This window comes from Salinimicrobium sp. TIG7-5_MAKvit (assembly GCF_049569215.1).
GTDB classification, from domain to species: domain Bacteria; phylum Bacteroidota; class Bacteroidia; order Flavobacteriales; family Flavobacteriaceae; genus Salinimicrobium; species Salinimicrobium profundisediminis.
Window position 1 is genome coordinate 41,985 of the sequence record NZ_CP145903.1, and the last position, 22,851, is coordinate 64,835.

The 22,851-nt window shown below is 41.9% G+C and carries 20 protein-coding genes; 2 read left to right on the forward strand and 18 right to left on the reverse strand.

What is annotated here, in order from left to right; genetic code table 11:
* Nucleotides 1-8 precede the first annotated feature (8 nt).
* The 14 genes from ilvA to V5739_RS00280 all read right to left on the reverse strand — a co-directional run bounded on the left by ilvA (nt 9) and on the right by V5739_RS00280 (nt 16,017).
* Entirely contained in the window at nt 9-1,283 is a 1,275-nt protein-coding gene (gene ilvA, locus V5739_RS00215; RefSeq protein WP_423819172.1) for a threonine ammonia-lyase IlvA, read from the reverse strand.
* Complete coding sequence (gene ilvC, locus V5739_RS00220; RefSeq protein ID WP_423819173.1) at nt 1,283-2,752, reverse strand: ketol-acid reductoisomerase; 1,470 nt, start codon at nt 2,750-2,752, stop codon at nt 1,283-1,285. Before ilvC ends, ilvA begins: the two co-directional genes overlap by 1 nt.
* Complete coding sequence (gene ilvN / locus V5739_RS00225; RefSeq protein ID WP_266068807.1) at nt 2,749-3,288, reverse strand: acetolactate synthase small subunit; 540 nt, start codon at nt 3,286-3,288, stop codon at nt 2,749-2,751. Before ilvN ends, ilvC begins: the two co-directional genes overlap by 4 nt.
* Nucleotides 3,288-5,021 carry a biosynthetic-type acetolactate synthase large subunit gene (gene ilvB / locus V5739_RS00230; RefSeq protein ID WP_423819174.1) on the reverse strand — a complete coding sequence of 578 codons (1,734 nt, stop codon included), beginning with the start codon at nt 5,019-5,021 and terminating at the stop codon, nt 3,288-3,290. The genes ilvN and ilvB overlap by 1 nt, the downstream gene beginning before the upstream one ends.
* A gap of 11 nt (nt 5,022-5,032) precedes the next feature.
* Nucleotides 5,033-6,706 carry a dihydroxy-acid dehydratase gene (gene ilvD, locus V5739_RS00235; RefSeq protein WP_423819175.1) on the reverse strand — a complete coding sequence of 558 codons (1,674 nt, stop codon included), beginning with the start codon at nt 6,704-6,706 and terminating at the stop codon, nt 5,033-5,035.
* A 236-nt stretch (nt 6,707-6,942) separates the two neighbouring features.
* The gene (argH, locus tag V5739_RS00240; RefSeq protein ID WP_423819176.1) at nt 6,943-8,223 is read right to left on the reverse strand and encodes an argininosuccinate lyase; all 1,281 of its coding nucleotides are present in this window, start codon (nt 8,221-8,223) and stop codon (nt 6,943-6,945) included.
* Nucleotides 8,224-8,281: 58 nt separating this feature from the next.
* Nucleotides 8,282-9,352, reverse strand: a complete 1,071-nt coding sequence (locus V5739_RS00245; RefSeq protein WP_423819177.1) for a M20 family metallo-hydrolase — start codon at nt 9,350-9,352, stop codon at nt 8,282-8,284.
* A complete protein-coding gene (gene argB / locus V5739_RS00250) occupies nt 9,349-10,128 on the reverse strand; it encodes an acetylglutamate kinase (protein ID WP_423819178.1) in 780 nt (259 codons plus the stop codon). The genes V5739_RS00245 and argB overlap by 4 nt, the downstream gene beginning before the upstream one ends.
* A gap of 78 nt (nt 10,129-10,206) precedes the next feature.
* On the reverse strand, nt 10,207-11,169 hold the full coding sequence (locus tag V5739_RS00255) for an N-acetylornithine carbamoyltransferase (protein WP_423820511.1): 963 nt from the start codon (nt 11,167-11,169) through the stop codon (nt 10,207-10,209).
* A gap of 69 nt (nt 11,170-11,238) precedes the next feature.
* The gene (locus V5739_RS00260; protein ID WP_423819179.1) at nt 11,239-12,375 is read right to left on the reverse strand and encodes an aspartate aminotransferase family protein; all 1,137 of its coding nucleotides are present in this window, start codon (nt 12,373-12,375) and stop codon (nt 11,239-11,241) included.
* A gap of 5 nt (nt 12,376-12,380) precedes the next feature.
* The gene (gene proC / locus V5739_RS00265; RefSeq protein ID WP_423819180.1) at nt 12,381-13,169 is read right to left on the reverse strand and encodes a pyrroline-5-carboxylate reductase; all 789 of its coding nucleotides are present in this window, start codon (nt 13,167-13,169) and stop codon (nt 12,381-12,383) included.
* Nucleotides 13,170-13,223: 54 nt separating this feature from the next.
* The gene (gene argC / locus V5739_RS00270) at nt 13,224-14,189 is read right to left on the reverse strand and encodes an N-acetyl-gamma-glutamyl-phosphate reductase (RefSeq protein ID WP_423819181.1); all 966 of its coding nucleotides are present in this window, start codon (nt 14,187-14,189) and stop codon (nt 13,224-13,226) included.
* Entirely contained in the window at nt 14,186-15,373 is a 1,188-nt protein-coding gene (locus V5739_RS00275) for an argininosuccinate synthase (protein ID WP_423819182.1), read from the reverse strand. Before V5739_RS00275 ends, argC begins: the two co-directional genes overlap by 4 nt.
* Nucleotides 15,370-16,017, reverse strand: coding sequence for a GNAT family N-acetyltransferase (locus tag V5739_RS00280; RefSeq protein WP_345598789.1), 648 nt, complete (start codon nt 16,015-16,017; stop codon nt 15,370-15,372). The genes V5739_RS00275 and V5739_RS00280 overlap by 4 nt, the downstream gene beginning before the upstream one ends.
* A 525-nt stretch (nt 16,018-16,542) precedes the next feature.
* Between V5739_RS00280 and V5739_RS00285 the strand changes: the two genes are divergently transcribed.
* The gene (locus V5739_RS00285) at nt 16,543-17,268 is read left to right on the forward strand and encodes an energy transducer TonB (protein ID WP_423819183.1); all 726 of its coding nucleotides are present in this window, start codon (nt 16,543-16,545) and stop codon (nt 17,266-17,268) included.
* Nucleotides 17,269-17,316: 48 nt separating this feature from the next.
* Entirely contained in the window at nt 17,317-18,720 is a 1,404-nt protein-coding gene (locus V5739_RS00290) for an aldehyde dehydrogenase (RefSeq protein ID WP_423819184.1), read from the forward strand.
* On the opposite strand, the gene V5739_RS00295 is transcribed toward V5739_RS00290, so the two are convergent.
* The 4 genes from V5739_RS00295 to pxpA form a co-directional block, all read right to left on the reverse strand.
* Nucleotides 18,721-20,244: a bifunctional GNAT family N-acetyltransferase/carbon-nitrogen hydrolase family protein gene (locus V5739_RS00295; RefSeq protein ID WP_345598793.1), complete on the reverse strand. Its 1,524-nt coding sequence runs from the start codon at nt 20,242-20,244 to the stop codon at nt 18,721-18,723.
* Between the two features lie 275 nt (nt 20,245-20,519).
* Entirely contained in the window at nt 20,520-21,380 is an 861-nt protein-coding gene (locus V5739_RS00300; protein WP_423819185.1) for a biotin-dependent carboxyltransferase family protein, read from the reverse strand.
* Entirely contained in the window at nt 21,377-22,102 is a 726-nt protein-coding gene (pxpB, locus tag V5739_RS00305; protein WP_423819186.1) for a 5-oxoprolinase subunit PxpB, read from the reverse strand. The genes V5739_RS00300 and pxpB overlap by 4 nt, the downstream gene beginning before the upstream one ends.
* On the reverse strand, nt 22,102-22,839 hold the full coding sequence (gene pxpA, locus V5739_RS00310; protein ID WP_423819187.1) for a 5-oxoprolinase subunit PxpA: 738 nt from the start codon (nt 22,837-22,839) through the stop codon (nt 22,102-22,104). Before pxpA ends, pxpB begins: the two co-directional genes overlap by 1 nt.
* Nucleotides 22,840-22,851: the final 12 nt, after the last annotated feature.

Below are 22,851 nucleotides of genomic sequence, written 5' to 3' on the forward strand. Positions count from 1 at the left end.
TTCTTTTTTTATACCAGGAACTGAAAAAGATCGGGGCTGTCATTAAGATACTGCCCATAGAAATTGTAATCCTTCATTCGTTGCACTAAAGGTGCAAAATCTTCAGCATCCTTTAGCTCAATTCCTACCACAGCCGGACCATTCTCCCTGTGGTGCTTTTTAGAGTATTCAAAATGGGTTATATCGTCATTTGGACCTAACACAGTTTCAACAAACTCTTTTAAAGCCCCGGCCCGCTGCGGAAAGCGCACAATGAAATAATGTTTAAGACCCGAATACAGCAACGCCCTTTCTTTAATTTCGGCGGTCCTGGTAATGTCATTATTGCCACCACTTAGAATGCAAACCACATTCTTGCCTTCAATTTCTTCCGAAAAGAGATCAAGCGCCGCAAGTGCCATAGCTCCTGCAGGTTCAGCAACTATAGCATCTTGGTTGTAAAGATCCAGAATGGTTTGACAAATCTTACCTTCGGGGATGCTAAGCATCTGGTGCAGGTTGGCCCGGCAGAGATCAAAATTGATTGCTCCCACCTTCTGTACCGCTGCACCGTCAACAAATCGCTCAATAGTTTGCAGCTCCACTACTTTCCCTTCCTGCAGGGAAGCGGTCATAGAAGCAGCGCCTTCGGGCTCTACTCCAATGACTTTAGTTTGGGGAGAAAGTTGTTTAAATACCGATGACAATCCTGCTAAGAGTCCGCCGCCGCCTAATGGTGCAAAAACGTAATCTATAGGAGCCCCGGCCTGTTCCAGAATTTCGAGAGCAATGGTGGCCTGTCCTTCAATTACCTTGGGGTCATCAAAAGGGTGAATAAAGACCAACGATTTCTCCAGGCCGTGAACTACGGCCTGTTTATAAGAATCATCAAAAGTGTCACCTTTTAGAACAACTTCTACCCATTCCCCGCCAAACATCTGGGTTTGTTCCACTTTTTGGCGTGGGGTGGTTACCGGCATATAAATAACCCCTTTGGTCTGTAATTTATTACATGCAAAGGCTACTCCCTGGGCATGATTACCGGCACTGGCGCAAATAACTCCCTTGTTCAACTGGTCTTTAGGTAAACTTGAGATCTTATTATAGGCACCGCGAATTTTGTAAGACCTTACCTGTTGAAGATCTTCCCTTTTCAGAAAAATATTGGCATTAAACTTCCTGCTATATGTAAATGAGGAAGCCAGAGGTGTCAAAAGTGTCACTTTTGAGATCCTTTCTTTAGCCTCTCTTACAGCCTCAAGTTGCGGGCGGTATTGTTTTGTAGCAGTAGTTAGCTCATCCATTATACTTCGAGTTTTTTCATTGCGGTCATCGCCTTTCTAAGTTTTGTACCAACCTTTTCAACTGAATGCTGTCTTACAGATTCATTTATTTGTGCTACTTTATTTTCATCCTGAACACTACCAGAGTACTCCCTTCCAATCACATCTGGCTCCAGGTTATTGATATAATCTTTTATCAAAGGTTTGCAGGAGTGGTCAAAAAGATAACAACCATATTCAGCTGTATCCGAAATAATCCTGTTCATTTCATACAGTTTCTTTCTTGCAATGGTATTGGCAATAAGTGGCGCTTCATGAAGGGATTCATAATAAGCCGATTCTTCTATAATTCCGGCTTCTACCATGGTTTCGAAAGCCAGCTCTACACCAGATTTTACAAAGGCCACCAAGAGTACTCCTTTGTCAAAATATTCCTGTTCACTAATTTTTTCTGAAGTGGCGTTAGTTTTTTCAAAAGCAGTATTTTCTGTAGCTGCTCTCCACTCCAACAATTCTTTATCATCATTCTCCCAATCTTTCATCATCCTTGAACTAAAGGCACCGGTGATGATATCATCCATATGTTTTCTGAACAAGGGTCTCAACGTTTCCTTCAGTTCTTCGGAAATTTCATACGCCCTCACCTTTGCAGGATCTGAAAGCCTGTCCATCATTTGGGTAATTCCTCCATGTTTTAGAGCTTCAGTAATAGTTTCCCAGCCATACTGAATGAGTTTTGCAGCATATCCCGGCTCTACTCCTTCAGCAACCATTTTATTGAAGCTCAAAATAGATCCGGTTTGCAGGACGCCGCACAGGATGGTCTGTTCGCCCATAAGATCAGATTTTACTTCGGCTACAAAAGACGATTCCAAAACTCCTGCCCGGTGGCCACCTGTAGCATAAGCATAAACCTTTGCCCACTCTAAACCTATTCCATGCGGATCATTCTCGTGATGTACAGCAATTAACGTAGGCACTCCAAAACCGCGTTTGTACTCTTCCCGCACCTCGCTCCCAGGGCATTTAGGTGCAACCATAATTACAGTAATATCTTCTCTTATCTTCATTCCTTCCTCCACAATATTGAAACCGTGAGAATAGGAAAGAACTGCATCTTTTTTGATCAAAGGCTGAATAGCTTCTATCACAGAAGAATGCTGCTTATCTGGGGTAAGGTTTATAACCAAATCGGCCTGTGGGATCAATTCCTGAAAACTCCCTACTTCAAACCCATTTTCTGTAGCATTGAGGTAAGATTGTCTTTTGTTTTGAATTGCCCCTTCTCTTAAAGCATAAGAAATATCAAGACCACTGTCTCTCATGTTGAGCCCCTGGTTTAATCCCTGCGCCCCACAGCCCACGATTACTATTTTTTTACCGATTAAAGCTGAGGTGCCGTCATTAAACTCTTCGTTAGACATGAACCTGCAGGTTTGTAATTGAGCTAATTGTTCGCCTCTTGAAAGGCTGTTAAAATAGTTACTCATTGTATTGTATTTGAAGTATTGAATTTTTCTAATAGTTCTGATATTGGCATTTCATTTTTGGAAACTGCAATGGTTCCCGATCTTACAAACTGCATAAGCCCGTAAGGTTTCAATTTTTCATAGAGGCTTTCAGTTTCGTGCCGCTCCCCTGTTTTTTCAATGACAAAGAAATTGGGTGAAACAGTGACAATGCGGGCATTGGTTTTTTTAATAAAACTCTGGATGTCAAAATCTTCTACAAAATCTGAAGATCGCACCTTATATAAGGCGGTCTCCTGATAAATAAGCTCCTCGTCTTTGTGATAGAAAGCTTTAATTACTTCTATTTGTTTCTCTATTTGTCCCACGATCTTTTTGACCTGCTCTTCAGTCACTTCTACGATGATAATAAACCGCATCACCTCATGCACCTCACTTTGAGAGACCGTAATACTTTCAATATTTATGTGTCTCTTCAGAAAAATGGCGGCTATTCTACTTAGCAACCCCAGGTTATTTTCTGTGTAAACCGATACTGTATAATTTTTCTTTTCCATTACTCTAAACGTATATCTGAAACTGATGCTCCTGTTGTGATCATTGGGAAAACGCACTCTTCCTTTTCTACTTCTACTTCAAGAAAGAAAGGTTTATCTGATGCCAGCATTTCCTGTACTGCCTCCTGAAGGTTAGATCTTTCTGAAATTTTCCTGGTGGTTAAATGATAGGCTTTGGCGATGCCTGTAAAATCGGGGTTCACCATTTCTGTAGAAGCATAGCGTTTTTCAAAGAACATTTGTTGCCACTGCCTTACCATTCCAAGAAAATTGTTATTTAGAACAACAATCTTCACAGGAACATTCATTTGATAAATAGTAGCCAATTCCTGCAACGTCATCTGGAAACCTCCGTCACCAATAATTGCCACAACCTGGCGGTTAGGGCTTCCCATTTTTGCACCAATGGCTGCAGGCAAAGCAAACCCCATGGTTCCCAGTCCGCCCGATGTTACATTACTGCGCGAGGAGTTGAATTTTGCATATCTACAGGCCACCATTTGATGCTGGCCCACATCTGAAACTATGATAGCATCCCCTTTTGAAACTGTGTTTATTTCATCGAGAACTTCGGCCATCTTTATCTTTCCTTCGCTTGCTGAAAGATCATTTTTGATGATCTTTTCGTATTCAATATTATGAAGCTCCCGAAATTTATTATGCCACTCATCATGGCTCTTTGGCTGAAGAAATTCGAGAAGCAGCTTTAAAGTCTGTTTCACATCTCCCAATACCGGGATATGAGCATGTACATTCTTGTTAACCTCGGCAGGATCTATTTCAAAATGAATAATGGTAGCTTGTTTTGCATAAGTATTGAGGTCTCCGGTTACCCGGTCGTCAAAACGCATTCCTATGGCAATAAGCACATCACATTCGTTAGTCAAAATATTGGGGGCATAATTGCCGTGCATCCCTACCATTCCAACATTTAACGGATGATCTGTCTCCAATGCCGAAAGTCCCAAAATTGTCCATGCTGCAGGTATTCCGGTCTTTTCAACCACCTCTTTTAAAAGTTTTTCTGCACTGCCCAAAATAACCCCCTGCCCAAAAACTATCATAGGTTTTTTTGCATTGTTAATGGCCTGGGCAGCTCTTTCAACTTGAAGTAGGTTCACTTCGGGAAAAGGCGTATAGCTTCTTATTCCTGAGCATTTTTTGTAGCTGAAGTCAAGGCTTTCAAACTGGGCATCTTTGGTGATGTCAATAAGAACAGGGCCTGGTCTTCCACTTCGGGCAATGTAAAAAGCCCTGGCAAGAACTTCAGGAATTTCGGAAGCTTTGGTAATCTGGTAATTCCATTTTGTAATGGGAGTTGAAAGCCCCACGATATCTATCTCCTGAAAAGCATCACTTCCCAGAAGATGCGACCCCACCTGCCCGGTAATGCACACCATTGGCGTAGAATCTATGTGAGCATCGGCAATTCCTGTTATGAGGTTGGTAGCTCCAGGACCCGATGTGGCAATAGCCACTCCCACTTTTCCGGTGACCCGGGCGTATCCCTGCGCTGCATGTGCCGCTCCCTGTTCATGACGGGTGAGCACATGTTCAATTTGACCCTTATATTTAAAAATTTCATCGTAAACGGGCATAATAGCGCCTCCGGGATATCCATACATTACCTCCACCCCTTCGGCCAGAAGGCTCTTTATTACGGCCTCTGCTCCCGAAACTTTCAATGTTTCCGCAGTGGAAACTTCTTTAAAACCAGCTGTTTTAACTTCCATAGTTCTACTTATTAGAATTCATCTGTAACACAGCCTTCTGAGGCTGAAGAAACTGTTCTTGCATATTTATAAAGCACACCTTTGCTGAATTTAAGATTAGGGGCGCTCCATTTATTTCTTCGCTCCTGAATCTCCACCGGACTCAAATCAACCGAAATTGTATTGGCTTCGGCATCAATGGTGATCTCATCTCCATCTTCAACCAGGGCAATTAGCCCGCCTTCCTGTGCTTCTGGAGTAATATGGCCTACTACAAAACCGTGAGTCCCTCCCGAAAATCTTCCGTCGGTAATCAGGGCTACATCTTTACCGAGCTTTGCTCCCATTATCGCTGCCGTAGGCTTCAGCATTTCGGGCATACCCGGACCACCTTTAGGGCCTTCATATCGTATGACTACCACATCACCTTTCTTCACTTTCCCTTCAGAAATTCCGCTATTCGCTTCATATTCACTATTGAACACACGGGCTTTACCTTTAAACAACAAGCCTTCTTTCCCGGTGATCTTGGCAACCGATCCACCTTCGGCAAGGTTGCCGTACAGGATCCTTAAATGTCCTGATGTCTTGATAGGATTCTCAATTGCTCTAATTACTTGCTGCCCTTCAGTTAAATCGGGCACATCAGCGAGATTTTCAGCTAAAGTTTTACCGGTAACAGTGAGGCAGTCACCATGAAGCATATCATGCTTCAGCATATATTTTAAAACGGCAGGAATGCCTCCTATCCTGTGAACATCTTCCATCGCAAATCTTCCGCTGGGCTTAAGATCGGCAAGGAAAGGAGTGGTATCACTTATCTTCTCAAAATCGGCAAGGGTAAATTCTACTTCAGCAGCTTTTGCAATCGCCAAAAAGTGAAGTACCGCATTGGTAGACCCTCCAAGCACTGTAATCAACCTAACGGCGTTTTCAAGTGCCTTACGCGTAACAATATCTTTAGGCTTTATATCCTTCTCTACAAGCAACTGAACAGCTTTTCCGGCGGCTTCACAGTCTGCTCTTTTTTCGGCTCCTGTTGCAGGGTTTGACGAATTGTAAGGCAGTGCCATCCCCAAAGCTTCAATAGCCGAAGCCATGGTATTTGCGGTATACATTCCGCCACATGCGCCTGCCCCCGGACAGGCTTTTTCGATGACGCTATTATAATCTTCGTCACTAATATCACCAGACACTTTAGAGCCCCAGGCTTCAAAAACCGAAACCACATCCAGTTTTTTCCCATTGTGGCAGCCCGAAGCTATTGTTCCTCCATATACCAAAATAGACGGCCTGTTGATCCTTAACATCGCCATAAGCGCGCCGGGCATATTCTTATCACACCCCACAACCGTAACAAGCGCATCATACGACATGGCATGGATAACCGTCTCAACAGAATCTGCGATAATGTCCCTGGAAGGAAGAGAGTAGCGCATCCCTGGTGTACCCATAGAAATTCCGTCACTTACGCCTATGGTATTAAAAATTAAGCCTACAAGACCATTTTCATTACAACCCTTTTTCACCAAGGTTGCAAGCTCATTAAGATGCATATTACAGGGATTCCCTTCATAGCCTGTACTTGCTATACCCACGAATGGCTTCTGAAAATCTTCTTTTGTAAGACCTATTGCATGTAACATGGCCTGAGAGGCCGGTTGAGATTCGTTTTGTGTTAAAATTTTACTGTACTTATTGTTCATTACGGGATTTCGTCATTTTTTTCTAAAATTAGGCCCATAAATCTTGCACAAACTTGAAGTTGCTGGCTTCATATTATTTTCAGAAGCAACGAAATAGCTTTAATTAACTGAAAAACAAATACTTAACCCTTAATTATTTACGATAGCTAAATTCCAAAAGATATTTTCAGCAAAAAGGCGGGAATAAAAAATGCCGTTAAAAAACGGCATTTTTGAGAGGTAAGAAAAATGTAAAGTTAATCGACAGATCTTTGCTTTTTCCTTATTTCGTCAAGAGAAAGATTGTCTTTACTTCCGCTGTGGGAATGATGTTTGTTGCCCACAGGTTCATAAGTTCCTTGTTGAACCTGTTCGCCAATGATCTGGTAGGCTTCCCTGAAGGATTTTCCTTCCATCACAAGGTCGTTAATGCTGTCTACGGTAAAAAGGTATTTGTATTTTTCATCCTGCAGGTTTACCTCCTTCACAATAATCTGCGAAATGGAGTGCGTAAAAACATCGAGGATCTCTTTCAAGCCTTCTACGGAATATATACTGTTCTCTTTGATCACCTGAAAATCCCTGTGATAACCACTCGGCAGATTGTTGGTTACCAATACCATTTCCCCGGCTATAGATTGCAGTTTGTTGCTTTTACCCCTTACAAGTTCAAAGACGTCGGGGTTCTTTTTATGAGGCATAATACTGGAACCGGTAGTTAGTGCCTCCGGAAAGCTGATAAAGGAGAAATTCTGGCTCATATAAAGACAGATATCCATAGAGAAACGGGAGAGCGTATTGGCCACCGAAGCTATTGCCGAAGTTACTGCCCTTTCACTTTTTCCCCTGCTCATTTGGGCTGCCACCACGTTGTACTTTAAAGTGGAAAAACCGAGCTCCTTTGTGGTAAATTCCCGGTCTATGGGAAATGAGGAGCCATAACCTGCGGCAGAACCTAAGGGGTTTTGGTCTACTATTTTTAGTGCGGCCTTAAGTTGGTAGAGGTCGTCTATTAGTATCTCTGCATATGCCGAAAACCACAACCCAAAAGAGGAAGGCATGGCCACCTGTAAATGAGTGTAACCAGGCAAGAGGCTGTTTTGATGCTCTTCAGCAAGTTTTAGAAGTACGTCTATCAAATCGTTAACCCGACTGATGATCTCCTGAAGGTTTTCTTTGAAATAAAGATGCAGTGCCACCAAAACCTGATCATTCCGTGAACGGGCGGTATGGATTTTCTTTCCGGTATCTCCAAGTTTTTTGGTGAGCTCAAACTCTATTTTGGAGTGCACATCCTCAAAATCTTCTTCAATCACAAATGTTCCGTTCTTTACCTGTTGCTGAAGGCGCTGAAGTTCCTCAACTAATTGCCTCACCTCTTCTTCTTCAATTAGGCCAACCTTTCCCAGCATTTTAGCATGTGCCGACGAAGCCTGCAGATCATGCGCGGCAAGGAACATATCCAGTTCCCTGTCATTGCCCACAGTAAAATTCTCGATCTTTTTGTCTATTGATATTCCTTTATCCCAAAGTTTCATATTTCCGATTTAATAGACCTCACAGGTTTCAAAAACCTGTGAGGTCTTAAATTTATTTTTATACCAATGCCTTTTCCAGCAATTTTATATACTTCTCTATACCTTCTTCTATCTCTTTCACAAAGATAAACTCATCTGCCGAGTGTGACCTGGTAGAGTCTCCGGGGCCTAATTTTAAAGAAGGGCAGCTAAGCATAGCCTGATCACTGAGGGTAGGCGATCCATAAGTTTTCATTCCTAAAGAAACACCTGCCTCTATTAATGGATGCTCCAGAGGAATGGAAGAAGAATTAAGCCGCAATGAACGTGGATTTATCTCATCTACCGGGGCTTGTTCTGCCAAAATAGCTGCAATTTCGGCATTGCTGTACTGGTCGTTAACTCTCACATCTACCACCAGTTCTACCTGTGCCGGCACTACGTTGTGCTGGCTTCCTGCTTTAATTTGGGTAACTGTGAGCTTCACTTCTCCTAAAGCTTCTGAAACTTTTTCAAATTTACAGGCTTCAAACCACTGCAAGGCTTTTGCCGATTTATAAATGGCATTATCATCATTGGGATGTGCCGCATGTGAAGGTCTTCCTTTTACTAAAACATCAAATACTACCAACCCTTTTTCGGCTATTGTCAAATCCATCAGCGTGGGTTCTCCTACAATGGCAACGTCTACTTTGGGCAGCAAAGGCAAAAGGCATGCAATACCATTCTTCCCATTGATCTCCTCTTCAGCTGTTCCGGCAAATATCAGGTTATGAGATAAACCTTCAGCCCCGTAAAAATAAGTAAAAGTGGCCAGCAGGGATACTAAACATCCGCCTGCATCATTGCTTCCAAGACCAAACAATTTCCCTTCTGAAATTTCAGCATTAAAAGGGTCTTTAGTATAAGCCAAATTAGGTTTAACTGTATCATGATGAGAATTAAGCAGCAAAGTGGGTTTTGTATCTTCAAAGTTCTTATTCACTGCCCACAAGTTGTTCAGGTGGCGCTGAAATGGAATCTCATGATCTTTGAACCACTGCTCAAGCAATGCGGCTGTACCTTCTTCTTCTCCTGAAAAAGATTGTGTGGAAATCAACTTTTTGAGAAGTTCCAGGGCTTCGTTCTGCAATTTAGATAAGTGTGTCATTTTATGATTTTTGTACAGGAATTTCCCATTTTAAGAACATCAGCATTTCCAAGAAATATTTTATTCACTCCATGATCCAAAGCTTCAAAACAATTGTGAAGCTTCGGAAGCATTCCTTCACTTATTACTTTTCCTTCAAGAAGCTGCTGATATTTTGTATGATCTATTTCAGGAATAACCGAATTTTCATCTTGCGGGTTGGCCAAAACGCCCTTCTTCTCAAAGCAAAAATACAATTGGGTATTATAAATACTGCTCATTGCCTTTGCAATTTCAGCAGCAACAGAGTCCCCGTTGGTATTTAAAAGTTGTCCCTCACGGGTAGCTGAAATAGCCGAAAAAACAGGAACGCAGCCCTGCTCCAGCAAAGAGTTTATAAACCTGGTATTTACCGTTTCTATATCTCCCACATACCCGTAATCTATTTCTTTAACTGCACGCTTTTTGGAAACAATACTATTGCCATCTGCCCCGCAAAGACCCACAGCATTGGCCTGGAGTGCCTGTAACTTCGCAACAATGGTTTTATTTAGGAGTCCGCCGTAGGTCATCACGATCACTTTAAGCGAATTGGCATCTGTAATTCGGCGGCCGTCGATCATCTTTGTGGGGAATCCTAATTTTGTGGCGATTTCGGTTGCCATATTTCCACCTCCGTGAATGAGGATCTTCGGACCTTTAAGAGCAGAAAAATCATTGAGGAAAGACGAAAGCCGCTCCTCGTTTTCAATTAGCTTTCCTCCTATTTTTACAATAGTAAGATCTTGTTTTCTCATGTTGAAATTTTACAGGCTTTTTTAAACCAAGCCAGATTTATTGAACTATTCCCTTCAGCTGTGTCTTACGCTGTTTTCTTATTCTATCTCCAGGTTTTCGAGCAACCTCTTCAGCACCACCTGGGCGGCGTAGGTCCTGTTCCCGGCTTGTTGAATTACTACGGAATTAGGACTGTCCAGTACGGCATCGTCAATCACCACATTTCGCCTTACGGGCAGGCAATGCATCACTTTGGCATCGTTTGTAAGCTGTACTTTTTGTTCACTAAAAGTCCAGGTACTGTCTTCAGATAAAATCTTTCCGTAGTTTTCATAGCTGCTCCAGTTCTTCACATACACAAAATCGGCATCTTTTAGAGCCTCATCCTGGTTGTGAGACACCTGTGTATCTTTACTCACTTCAGGATTAAGATCATAACCCGGCGGATTTGTAATCACAAAATCCACATCCATACGCTGCATGGCCTCGACAAACGAATTGGGAACACTTTGGGGCAGGGCCCGTGGGTGCGGTGCCCATGTGAGTACAACCTTCGGCTTTTTTGTCTTTTGAAGCTCTGTAATGGTCATGGCATCGGTAAGGGCCTGCAGCGGATGGCCAGTAGCACTTTCAAGATTTACCACCGGCACAGTAGCGTACTTTTTAAAACTCTTTATCACCAGGTCTTCTTCATCTTTTGCTTTGTCTTCAAGACCCGGAAATGCCCGCACCGCAATAATATCGCAATACTGTGATAATACGGCAGCCGCTTCTTTGATATGTTCAGCTTTGTTGGAATTCATTATTGCTCCATCTTCAAACTCCAAAGCCCAGCCATCTTTATCGGCATTCATCACCATCACCTCCATTCCAAGGAGCTTTGCAGCTTTTTCGGTACTTAGGCGCGTGCGTAAACTTGGGTTAAAGAACAACATGCCAAGAGTTTTTCCCTTTCCCAGGTTTGCTGCCGTATTATTGTTCTTAAGCTGAAGCCCTTCTGCAATAGCCTGTTCTAAATTTTCTAAATCTGATAAACTGATATAATTTTTCATTTTTAAAATATGTTTATTAAGACCTCACAGTCCCGATAGTTATGGGATCTGTAAAGCCTTATTTAATATGGGGATATATTATTTAATATTTTTAAGTTCTGACTTTAACGCCGAAAAGAACTGCTCAAAATGCCCTTTTTGGATACTTAGCGGCGGTAGGATTCGCAACAACTTTTTATTGGAAGCTGCACCTGTAAAAATCTGATGTTTAAACAGGAGATCTTTCCGAAGGCTGGCCACTTCAAAGTCAAATTCCAGCCCCAGCATCAAGCCTCTTCCTTTCACTTGCTTTATCTGCGGAATTTCAGCAGCCTTTTCTTTGACAAACTGAAAAATTTCGGCTGCATTTTGCATCAGGTTTTCATTTTCTATCACGTCCAGTACTGCGATACCCGCTGCACAGGCAAGGTGATTGCCGCCAAAGGTGGTTCCCAATAAGCCGTGTTTTGCTTCAATTTTTGAAGAAATGAGAATGCCACCAATTGGAAATCCGTTGCCCATTCCTTTTGCGATTGAAATAATATCGGGTGAAATTTGATGTTTTTGGAAGGCAAAGAAATCTCCGGTCCGGCCATAACCCGATTGCACTTCATCGGCAATGAGAACAGCGTTGTATTTTGAACAAAGATTGGCCGTAGCCTGATAAAATTCGGTAGATGCTTCATCAAGACCACCCACTCCCTGGATAATTTCAACAATCACCCCGGCAACATCCCCTTTTGAAAGCTCTTTTCCCAAACCTGCCACATCTTCAAAAGCAAGGCAGGTAACTTCATGAGCCTTGTTAAAAGGAGCTTTTATACTTTCATTATCGGTCACTGCCACAGCACCCGAAGTTCTTCCGTGGAAAGCATTTTTAAAATAGATCACCCTGTTTTTCCCGGTGTGAAATGAAGCAAGTTTAAGGGCATTTTCGTTAGCCTCGGCACCCGAATTACAAAGAAAAAGTTTATAGTTTTCAAGTCCCGAAGCCTGTAAAAGCTTTTCGGCAAGTTCCTCCTGTAACGGATTTTTTATGGAATTGGAGTAAAATCCGAGTTTTTGAACCTGCTCCTGTACGGCTTTTACATAAGAAGGATGCGAATGTCCTATCGAAATTACGGCATGACCGCCATACAAATCGAGATACTTTTTACCATCGTCATCAAAGACATGACAGCCTTCTCCTTTTACAGGAGTAATATTATATAGTGGGTAAACGTCAAATAAATTCATGGGGGCTAATTAGAAATATTATTGATTTTTTTGAATGAAGCCTGCATTCCCCGTATGAGTGAAGAACTGAGGCCGTGATGTTCCATTTCGTTAAGACCTTCTATGGTACACCCCATAGGAGTGGTTACTTTGTCTATTTCTTCTTCGGGATGTTTGCCCGAATCTATCAATAAACTCGCTGCACCAAGACAGGTTTGCATTGATAGTTGCTGCGCCTCTTTAGCGTCAAAACCTAACTGAACTGCACTTTGAGTAGTAGCTCTTATTAATCGCATCCAAAAAGCTATTCCGCTGGCACATATTACTGTTGCGGCCTGCATTTTGTTTTCGGGAATAACCATTGTTGTTCCTATTTTATCGAAAATAGCCTCGGCTACCTGGAGCTGTTTTTGTCCTTTCTCATTACTGCAAAGGCATGTCATTGATTTTTTTACGGCAATGGCAGTGTTAGGCATTGCCCGAATAATGAGATGATCTCCCACCAAATCTTCGATCCTGCTTATACTCACTCCCGTAATGGTTGAAATAATCACATGTCTCTCGTGCAATTCGTTTTTAATTTCCTGCAGTACGATTTCGATCTGTTTGGGTTGTACTGCCAGAATGAGAATTTCAGAATTTTGAACAGCTTCGCGGTTACTCTTTGTAACTACCACGTTCTCATATTCAGAATATTCCTGTATAGCTTCTGTTTTTCTTTTAGTGAGATAAAGGGTGTTGTAAGCATTGCTCACAAGGAGACCTTTGGCGATTGAGAGCCCCAGGTTTCCCGCTCCAAGAATTGCGATTTTCATATCAGGTAGGTTTAGAGATCTCACAGGTTTAAAGACCTGTGAGATCTTATTTAGTTAGAAATAATTCGCTTTCAATTTCAGCCCCAGGCTTTCTTCCAGGCCAAACATAAGGTTCATATTTTGAACTGCCTGCCCACTGGCACCCTTCAGTAAGTTATCAAGCACACTGGTGATCAAAATCTTATCATCAAATTTTTGCACTCTTACCAGGCATTTATTGGTATTAACTACCTGTTTTAGATGCAGTTCTTCTTCTACGACATGTGTAAAAGCCGCATTAGCATAGAACATCTTATATATCCCAACAGCGTCTTCCAGTTCCCCCTCAAAAGAGGTATACGTTGTACAGTGAATACCACGGGAGAAATTGCCACGGTTGGGAATAAAATTGATCCTGTGATCAAAATTTTCCTGAAGCTGCTGCACACTCTGCCCAATTTCTGAAAGATGTTGATGTTCAAAAGCTTTATAAGAGGAAAAATTATTATCTCTCCAGGCGAAATGTGTAGAGCCCGAAAAAGAAGTTCCGGCGCCGGTAGCCCCGGTGACTGCATTCACATGCACATCTTCTTTTAGCAATCCTGCATAGGCAAGAGGTAAAAGTGCCAGGTTGATTGCCGTTGCAAAACAACCGGGATTTGCAATGAATTCTGCACTTTCAATCTTTCTCCTGTTTAATTCAGGAAGGCCGTAAATAAATGAATGTGAAGGTTCTGTTTTCCTGAAATCGGTACTGAGATCAATGATTTTAGTACTTTTTGAGAACTCTGTCTCTTCCAGGAACTTTTTAGAGTTTCCATGCCCAAGACAGAGAAAAACTACATCTACATTGGTGTTTACTTTATTGCTGAAAGTAATTTCCGTTTCCCCCACCATGTCCTGGTGAATGGCATATACAGGTTTTCCTGCACTTGAAGTGCTGTAAATAAAATCCAGCGCTACCTGCGGATGGTTAACCAAAATCCGGGTCAATTCCCCGGCAGTATATCCGGCTCCCCCAATTATTCCTGCTTTGATCATGATTTTTGTTTTACCTGGTTATAGATCTTTCCTGAATTACTAAGTATCTTAATAAATCCTTTAGCATCCTGTGCTGTCCAGGCATTGTTTTCTTCTCCGTATTTTCCGAAGCCGCTGTTCATAAGATCAAAAGGAGAAGAGATCCCTTCCAGAACAAATCTATATGGGTGCAGGCTAATATATACTTCCCCGCTTACCTGTTGCTGTGAATTCTGTAAAAAAGCTTCAAAATCGCGCATCACAGGATCCAGGTATTGGCCCTCGTGAAGGTGCATTCCGTACCAACTTGCCACATTTTCTTTATGTTGTAACTGCCATTTACTCAGGGTGTGTTTTTCCAAAAGGTGGTGTGCCTTAATGGTTATTAAAGCCGCAGCTGCTTCAAAACCAACCCTTCCTTTAATTCCAATAATCGTGTCTCCTACGTGAATGTCACGGCCAATAGCATATGCTGAAGCCAGTTCTTCCAGTTTTTCTATATTCTTCTCGGGAGAATTTTCTTCTCTATTCACGGCTGTAAGTTCCCCTTTTTCAAAGGTAAGGGTTACCCGTGAAGCTTCCTTTTCCTGAAGTTGGGAAGGGAAAGCTGCCTCTGGCAGAGGTTTCTCTGATGTCAGGGTCTCAGCACCACCAACGCTGGTTCCCCACAAACCTTTATTAACAGAGTATTTTGCTTTTTCCCAGTTCATATCTACCCCCTGAGATTGCAGGTAGTCGATCTCTTCCTGCCGGGTTAATTTCTTATCGCGGATTGGCGTAATAATTTCAATTTCGGGAGCCAGGATCTGGAAGATCATATCAAACCTCACCTGATCATTTCCTGCGCCTGTACTACCGTGGGCAATATAACCTGCCCCTATTTTCCTGGCGTGGTTTACAATTTCGATTGCCTGAATAATACGTTCTGCACTTACAGAAAGCGGATAGGTATTATTCTTTAGTACGTTTCCAAAAATAAGATATTTTACTACCTTTTTGTAAAAGGAAGAAACCGCATCAAGGTTAGTATAGGTAGTGGCACCAATGGCTTTGGCTGTATTACCAATGCGCTCAATCTCTTCCTGACTAAATCCTCCTGTATTCACGCTCACTGCATGAACTTCAAAGTTTTCTTCTTTTGATAAATATTTTGCGCAATAAGAGGTATCTAATCCTCCACTATAAGCAATTACTACTTTTTTCATTTTGTTTTATTTTCAATTTTTTCAACCACTTTTTCTTTTTTGTAAAAAAGGGTTTGTTTGATACTTTTTAATCGGGTGAACGCCTTGTCGTTCAGTCTTGATTTTTCTTTAGATTTCTCCTTTTTTACAGGATCATACAACATCCCTGTGCAAAGACACATCTTTCTTTCGGTACGGGTAAGAATATCGTAATTTTTGCAGGTTTGACAGCCTTTCCAGAAACTCTCATCATCTGTGAGTTCACTAAAGGTTACAGGCTGGTAGCCCAATTCGTAATTGATCTTCATAACGGCAAGTCCTGTGGTGATCCCAAAGATCTTAGCTTGAGGATATTTTTTACGGGAGAGCTCAAAAATGGCTTTTTTGATATCCTTTGCCAGGCCTCGATTCCTGAAATCGGGATGAACTATAAGTCCTGAATTGGCTACAAACTTCTCGTGGCTCCACACTTCGATATAGCAAAAACCGGCGAATCTATCGCCCTCCAGGGCAATTACGGCGTTTCCATTCTGCATCTTGGTAAGAATATACTCGGGTGTACGGCGGGCTATACCTGTGCCGCGAATTTTGGCAGATTCTTCAATAGTATCACAAATTACCTGTGCATACTTTTCATGAGAAGCATTAGCAATGACAATTTTCATATGCTAAAGAATTAAAGGTTAAAAAATCAAGAAAGGGTTTTCGGGGAAAGAACCGGACTCACCTGGGTTCCATAATAATTAAGCGCGCACAAACGTGCGGCGAAAACTACGGCGGCGCCTGAAAGAATTCTCAGGAGAAAGCCTAAAAAGTAAATGAGAAATGTATTGTGGAAAAATGTGATTCAAAATAAAAAAACTAAATAAAAATTAAGACAAAAAGAGAGGTGCGCTGACAGATGGACTACATCCGGCGGCGCAACATGGGCCTTATTATTATTTGAGACTCTAAAATCACACCGTAAAAGTAAGTTTATTTTTTAAAAACCAAAACAATTTAGAAAAATAATATAACTTCAAACCTTATTTTTTACATAGCTTTCAGCATAAACCCTACATTTTTGGCATCTGCTTTTACGGATTTCCTTTTTTGTTTTTTAAATCTTTACCTTATTTTTCCCCGGAATTCTAACCGGAATAATCATATTCTCAATTTTCCTCTCTTTTACTGAAAAAGGTTCACAAAAAATGAAAAATATAATTCCCGCCCTCTTCCTTCTCTTTACCACAATACTTTTTGCCCAGAAAAAAATTTACATGAATGAAAAGTATGAAGTAGTGACCAATCCTGCCGAAGCTACTTTTTATAAGATAGAGGAAAAAACTGATGAAGGGGATGCTGAATTTCATAGGGTAACCTATAGAATAAACGGTGATATTTCTGCAGAACAATATCTGTCTATTAAAGATGGAAAACCGGTGAATGAAGGCCGACATAAATTCTGGTACAAAACAGGAGAGCCATGGTACGAAATTGAATACAAAAATGGAGACCGACATGGAGAGCTCGTCGCCTGGTGGCCCAATGGTAATAAAAAACGTCACGATTTCTTTAAAAAAGACAAATTCAAATCGGGAACGGTATGGAATAAAGAAGGTGAAAAAATTGAGCATTTCCCTTATTGTGTTTCAGCTTCCTATCCCGGTGGGAATGATGCCCTGCAAGATTATTTAAAAGAGACCCTGCCTGTGCCTGAAAAACAAAAGAAAGGCACTACTGTTAAGGTTCTACTTATTTTCACTATCAATGAAGAAGGAATAATTAGCGAAGTGCAGGTAGTTGAAGGTGCTCCACGCTGGTACAATGCGGTAGCCGTTCAGGTATTGAGCAACATGCCAAAATGGGAACCCGCCAAGCACTTTGGAGAACCTGCACCTACAAGGTTTAGATTGCCCATGAGCTTTGTAAAATAATACAGCTTTAGCTTCAGTCATAATTTTTGTAAATTACAATGAAAAATTATGGCTGAAGAAATCGAAAATATAGCAGCAGTAGACATCCCTCAAATACTCAGCTCTCAAAATGCCTTTTTTGAAACCGGTAAAACTCTTGATGTTGCCAAAAGGATATCTAAATTAAAGGAGCTTAAAAATGTCATTGAAAGCAGGGAGAAAGAAATAGCTGCAGCCCTTTTCGCCGATTTCAGAAAGCCGGAATTTGAAACCTACGCCACCGAAACAGCACTTATTCTCAGTGAACTTAAGTACACCATCAGGAAGCTAAAAAAGTGGGCAAAACCTCAAAAGGTAAAAAGCACTTTCCTCAATTTTCCATCAAAAGATTATATCTATTCCCAGCCCTACGGTAAAGTCCTGGTACTGGCACCGTGGAATTATCCTTTTCAGTTAAGTGTTTCCCCGGCAATAGGTGCATTGGCTGCAGGAAACACCGTGGTGATCAAACCCAGTGAATACGCTCCCGCAACTTCTCAAATCACCAAAGAAATATTTGCTGAAGTTTATCCTGAAGAACATATTGCCGTGATCCTGGGAGGCGTAGAAACATCGGAAGAACTCCTGAAACAGAAATGGGATTATGTTTTTTTCACCGGAAGCGTTCCGGTAGGAAGAATTGTAGCTAAAGCCATAGCCCCCAATCTTACTCCTTCAACCCTGGAACTCGGCGGAAAAAATCCCTGTATCATTCATGAGTCGGCTAAAATTGGTTTGGCAGCAAAAAGAATTGTTTGGGGAAAATTCATTAATGCCGGACAAACCTGTATTTCCCCCGATTACATCCTGATCGACAAAAGGAGGAAAACTGAATTTACCGAGGCCGTAAAAAAAGAAATTAAGGCTGCCTTTGGCGATGAGATAAAAAAGTCGCCAGATTATGCCAGAATCATCAATAAGAATAATTTTGAGAGGCTTCAGGCGATGCTTGAGGGCCAAACCATCATTACAGGAGGTGAAACCGCTCCAGGCGACAATTATATCGCGCCTACCCTACTAAACGAACCTTCTCTCGAATCTGCAGTGATGCAGGATGAGATCTTTGGCCCAATCCTTCCGGTCCTCACTTATTCCGATGAAACGGAAATCGAAAAGATCATCAGCCATTATCCCGATCCTCTTGCGCTTTACGTCTTTGCTGAAGACAAAGGTTTTTCAGAAAAAACCCTTCAAAAATACCATTTTGGAGGGGGTGCTACCAATGACGTTGTAATACATATTGCCAATAAGAACCTGCCGTTTGGCGGGGTGGGCAGCAGCGGCTATGGCGGCTACCACGGCAAATTCTCTTTCAACACTTTCACGCACAAAAAAAGCATCAGCAAGAGGGCTACCTGGATAGATATCCCTCTGCGATATGCTCCCTATGCAGGAAAACTTCCGCTTATTAAAGAAGTAATGAAACGCTTGTAATTACTTTTTCAGCTTAAGGGAATATAAATCTTTACGCCGGTCTTTCAGGTTTCTAACGCTTCCAAAAGTGTGCAGCTCTTTGAGCAGGTCAAGATCTACATCTACAAGCAAGGTACTCTCTGTGTTTGGCGTAGCTTCAGCCTTAATTCCGTTCACAGGAAAAGAGAAATCAGACGGTGTAAAAACAGCACTCTGCGCATACTGTATATCCATATTGTTCACCTTTGGAAGGTTACCCACAGAACCCGCAATTGCCACGTAACATTCATTTTCTATAGCCCGGCTCATGGCGCACAACCTCACCCGCGAATACCCGTTTTGAGTATCGGTCATAAAAGGCACAAATAGTATGTTCATTCCCTGCTCGGCCAGTAGTCTCCCCAGCTCCGGGAATTCCACGTCATAACAAATAAGCACTCCAATCTTTCCACAGTCGGTATCAAGGGTTTTTAACTGGCTGCCACCTTTCATACCCCAGGCAGAACCTTCGGCCGGTGTAATATGCAGTTTCTCGTACCGCTCATAACTTCCGTCGCGACGGCACAAATAGCCCACATTATACATGTGTTCTCCAATAATTTGAGGCATACTGCCTGTAATGATATTGATGTTGTAGGTGATGGCAAAATCTACAAAGGTCTCCAGCAACTTATCGGTATAAGAGGCCAGGGAGCGGATGGCTTCAGCTTCATTAAGGTGATTATACTCGGCCATTAAAGGTGCATTGAAGAGCTCCGGAAAAAGGATAAAGTCACTTTGATAATCACTTACGGCATCTACAAAAAATTCTATTTGAGATACAAGAGCATCAAAATCTTTAAAAAGACGCATTTGCCACTGCACCAATCCCAGCCGCACCACGGTTTTAGCCGTATTGATGAGCTTGTCGGGCTTGGTGTAATAAATGTTATTCCACTCCATTAGCGTGGCAAATTCTTTGCTCTCATGATCTCCGGGCAAATAACCCTTGATCACTTTTTTTACGTGAAAGTCGTTAGAGAGCTGAAAAGACAACACAGGATCATGTATTTCCTTGACCTTTACCTTTTCTATATACTGTTTAGGTGTTAACTCTTCGGCGTATTCGGCATAGTTAGGGATTCGCCCTCCAAAAATGATAGATTTCAGGTTCAATTGCTCACACAGCTCCTTCCTTGCCTCGTAAAGTCTACGTCCCAGGCGCATCCCTCGATATTCAGGATGAATAAAAACATCAATACCATAAAGCACATCGCCAGACTTTGTGTGGGTAGAAAAATTCTCTCCGCCGGTAATCTCCCCATAGGTATGGCTATCGTCAAACTTGTTATAATCTACCATGATTGACAGGGCACAACCTGCAATTTTCTCATTGATCACTATACAAAATTGGCCATCGGGAAATTTTTTAATCAGGTTTTTGATCTCCTTCTCGCTCCAATACTCATTTGGCATGGCATCATAGCTCTCAATCATAGAGATCTTTAACTCCTTATAATCCTTTACACTCAGGTTTCGTAACTCAATTTTAGCAGAATCTATCACTTAAATTTTTTTACAAAGATATTCCTTTCACTGCTGCTTTAAAAATATTCGGCAACAGAGAAATTTATTAAGACTCAAATACTTAGCAGCCTCTAACACAATTAGTAAAAATCTTAATTCAAAAAAGTAAATTATTAGAGAAATTTACCTTTTTCACATCAACTTTAATTAAATTTATAGCACTTAAAATAAAGAATGGTGCCATCTTTCGGAATGCTTAAATAGTAGGGGATTTAAGCAGTTTCATGAAAATGGCACCATCTGTTTTTTCTGAATTAGCTAAAGTCAAGCAGCTTTATTCGCAGCTTTTCTCCCGGCATTTTTTGAGCCAGAGTATTTATGCCTGTTTCTGTCAACTGCAGAATTCTTGGGTATCCACCCGTAGTTTGACCATCCCTCATTAAAGCGATTAAAGTTCCTGATGGCGTGAGTTGTACCGTACCGGGAAGCACCGGACCTGTAAGGATCGGATTTAAATTATTCTCCATTTTTTCCTGAAATTGAATCCCCATCCGATTACTTTCTTTTGCTGCTGAAAAATGCCATTTTTGAAGCGCTTCTTTTTCTGAAGGCTGAAGCAGATCAAACTCCGGCCCCCGAAAAGCCTCCAATACGCCTGAAGTGATATGCTCATCTACTTTAACCGAAGAAAATTTTGAAACAGATGCGCGCTTACTCTCCAAAAAAGGCAATTTCACACCCTTTTCCAGTCGGCTGTGGGGCGTCACCCCATCACACCAGCTTCTGCTACCCAAAACTGCATAGGTTTGGAAGCCACCTTTGATGGCCAGGTAGGCTCTATAGCCGCATTTTCTTCTCCCGAAGCTAAGCACCTGCCCAGCCGAGACCTGCATCACCTGGTTGTTCTGCAACGCCCCGCCGTCAAGTTCCGGAGACAGTTGCGCTCCGGTGATCACAATTTGAGCAGTACCCGAAAATGCCATTTTTGGCCCCTGTAGCGTGATTTCCATCACTGCGGCATCAGGCTCATTCTTTAGCAGAAGATTGGCCACCTTCGCCGCCTGCCTGTCCATCGCCCCCGATGTTGGTACGCCAAATTCACGATAACCATACCGACCAAAATCCTGTATGCTGCTGTACAATCCCGGCTGTAGAATTTCCGCCTGCGCCATCATAGTTTTTCAGATTTTATTCTGAAGTTCCCTCTTTCCACCAGCTCAGAAATTCTTTGGTGCTCTTGTAAATCTACCTGATAAAACCTCAACCTGTCACCAGCCGAAATTGGGCATGGTTTATCTGCTGCCAGATCAAATAATTTTACCGGAGAATTGCCAATTATATTCCATCCGCCGGGGCTAGATTGAGGGTAAATTCCCGTCTGTTTTTCACCAATCCCCACAGCCCCTTTTTGGACCTGTGTCCGGGGGTGATCCCTGCGTGAAAAATGCAGCACTTCGGGCAGCCCGCCCAGGTATAAAAATCCGGGTAAAAATCCGGTGAAATATACCAGGTAATCTACCGAAGAATGCAACCAGATTATTTCCTCTTTTGGCAACTTTTTCACCCGGGAAATCTCATCGAGATCAAGGGCAAAAACATCATCGTAACACACAGGAATATGAAATAATTTAGATTCAATAATTTCATCTATATTAGCACCTGAAAACTCCCCCAAAAGGCTATAAACCTTATTATAAGCATTCTCTATACCATACACATAAATGATTAATAATGAGCTGTATGTACTTTTTATCTCAACCTTTTGTTTAACTAATTTCTCCTGAAGGAATTTCTTAAGATTTAGAACCTTCGCAAGAGTTTCTGGAGAAATTTCAGGTTCAAATTCGACAAGGATAGCCCCCTCGCCCATCCGTTTTATCTTCGGAAATACTTCCATTAAGCTTTAAAGATTTCGATATTTTTAGCGGGTAATTCCCGGTGTAAATATTCAAGAATTTCTACCGAATTTGGTGTGTCTCCATGCAGGCAAAAAGTGGTGGCAAAAGTGTCAAATTTCTGGCCTTTTTGAGGGGTGATTTTTTGCTCAGAAATCATGGATAAAAGATGGTTAAAAACCTCTTCTTTGTGGGTGATCACGGCACCCGTTTCTTTTCGGTTTACAAGGCTGCCATTTGGGTTGTAATTTCTATCGGCAAAGGCTTCATATCTTATCTCTAATTTACCTTTTGCCAACTCACTAATTACAGAACCTTCGGCCACATAAAGCACCAGGTCATTTCCGAATTCAAGAACAGAATCGATAATAATTCTGGCAACTTCAGCATTATTAAAAGCATCATTGTAAAGAGCGCCATGAGGTTTTACATGGGTGAACACCGCCCCTTCAGCTTCTGCAATTTGCTTTAGGCTCATAATTTGCGCAACCAGGCTTCTTTTAAGCTCTTCACTTTCCATAGGAATGGAAATCCTTCCGAAGTTTTCTTTATCGGGATACGACGGATGAGCGCCTATTTCTACCCCATTTTCCATAGCGAGGTCTACGGTGTGCTGCATGGTTTCTAACGTGCCTGCATGCCCGCCACAGGCAATATTACACGCCGAAATAAGCGGCATAAGCTGCCCATCGTGCTCCCCTCCTTCTCCAAGATCGCAATTGATATGTATTTTTTTCATAGTTGTAGCTCT

What these genes read in the sequence shown, in the direction of transcription:
- pxpB (WP_423819186.1), bottom strand. Translation starts at nt 22,102, where the DNA reads ATGGAAGTATTTCCGAAGATAAAACGGATGGGCGAGGGGGCTATCCTT.
- V5739_RS00275 (WP_423819182.1), bottom strand. Translation starts at nt 15,373, where the DNA reads ATGAAAAAAGTAGTAATTGCTTATAGTGGAGGATTAGATACCTCTTAT.
- proC (WP_423819180.1), bottom strand. Translation starts at nt 13,169, where the DNA reads ATGAAAATCGCAATTCTTGGAGCGGGAAACCTGGGGCTCTCAATCGCC.
- V5739_RS00260 (WP_423819179.1), bottom strand. Translation starts at nt 12,375, where the DNA reads ATGAATTTATTTGACGTTTACCCACTATATAATATTACTCCTGTAAAA.
- argC (WP_423819181.1), bottom strand. Translation starts at nt 14,189, where the DNA reads ATGATCAAAGCAGGAATAATTGGGGGAGCCGGATATACTGCCGGGGAA.
- argB (WP_423819178.1), bottom strand. Translation starts at nt 10,128, where the DNA reads ATGAGAAAACAAGATCTTACTATTGTAAAAATAGGAGGAAAGCTAATT.
- V5739_RS00285 (WP_423819183.1), top strand. Translation starts at nt 16,543, where the DNA reads ATGAAAAATATAATTCCCGCCCTCTTCCTTCTCTTTACCACAATACTT.
- V5739_RS00300 (WP_423819185.1), bottom strand. Translation starts at nt 21,380, where the DNA reads ATGATGGCGCAGGCGGAAATTCTACAGCCGGGATTGTACAGCAGCATA.
- ilvB (WP_423819174.1), bottom strand. Translation starts at nt 5,021, where the DNA reads ATGGAAGTTAAAACAGCTGGTTTTAAAGAAGTTTCCACTGCGGAAACA.
- ilvC (WP_423819173.1), bottom strand. Translation starts at nt 2,752, where the DNA reads ATGAGTAACTATTTTAACAGCCTTTCAAGAGGCGAACAATTAGCTCAA.
- pxpA (WP_423819187.1), bottom strand. Translation starts at nt 22,839, where the DNA reads ATGAAAAAAATACATATCAATTGCGATCTTGGAGAAGGAGGGGAGCAC.
- argH (WP_423819176.1), bottom strand. Translation starts at nt 8,223, where the DNA reads ATGAAACTTTGGGATAAAGGAATATCAATAGACAAAAAGATCGAGAAT.
- V5739_RS00280 (WP_345598789.1), bottom strand. Translation starts at nt 16,017, where the DNA reads ATGAAAATTGTCATTGCTAATGCTTCTCATGAAAAGTATGCACAGGTA.
- V5739_RS00245 (WP_423819177.1), bottom strand. Translation starts at nt 9,352, where the DNA reads ATGACACACTTATCTAAATTGCAGAACGAAGCCCTGGAACTTCTCAAA.
- ilvN (WP_266068807.1), bottom strand. Translation starts at nt 3,288, where the DNA reads ATGGAAAAGAAAAATTATACAGTATCGGTTTACACAGAAAATAACCTG.
- V5739_RS00290 (WP_423819184.1), top strand. Translation starts at nt 17,317, where the DNA reads ATGGCTGAAGAAATCGAAAATATAGCAGCAGTAGACATCCCTCAAATA.
- ilvD (WP_423819175.1), bottom strand. Translation starts at nt 6,706, where the DNA reads ATGAACAATAAGTACAGTAAAATTTTAACACAAAACGAATCTCAACCG.
- ilvA (WP_423819172.1), bottom strand. Translation starts at nt 1,283, where the DNA reads ATGGATGAGCTAACTACTGCTACAAAACAATACCGCCCGCAACTTGAG.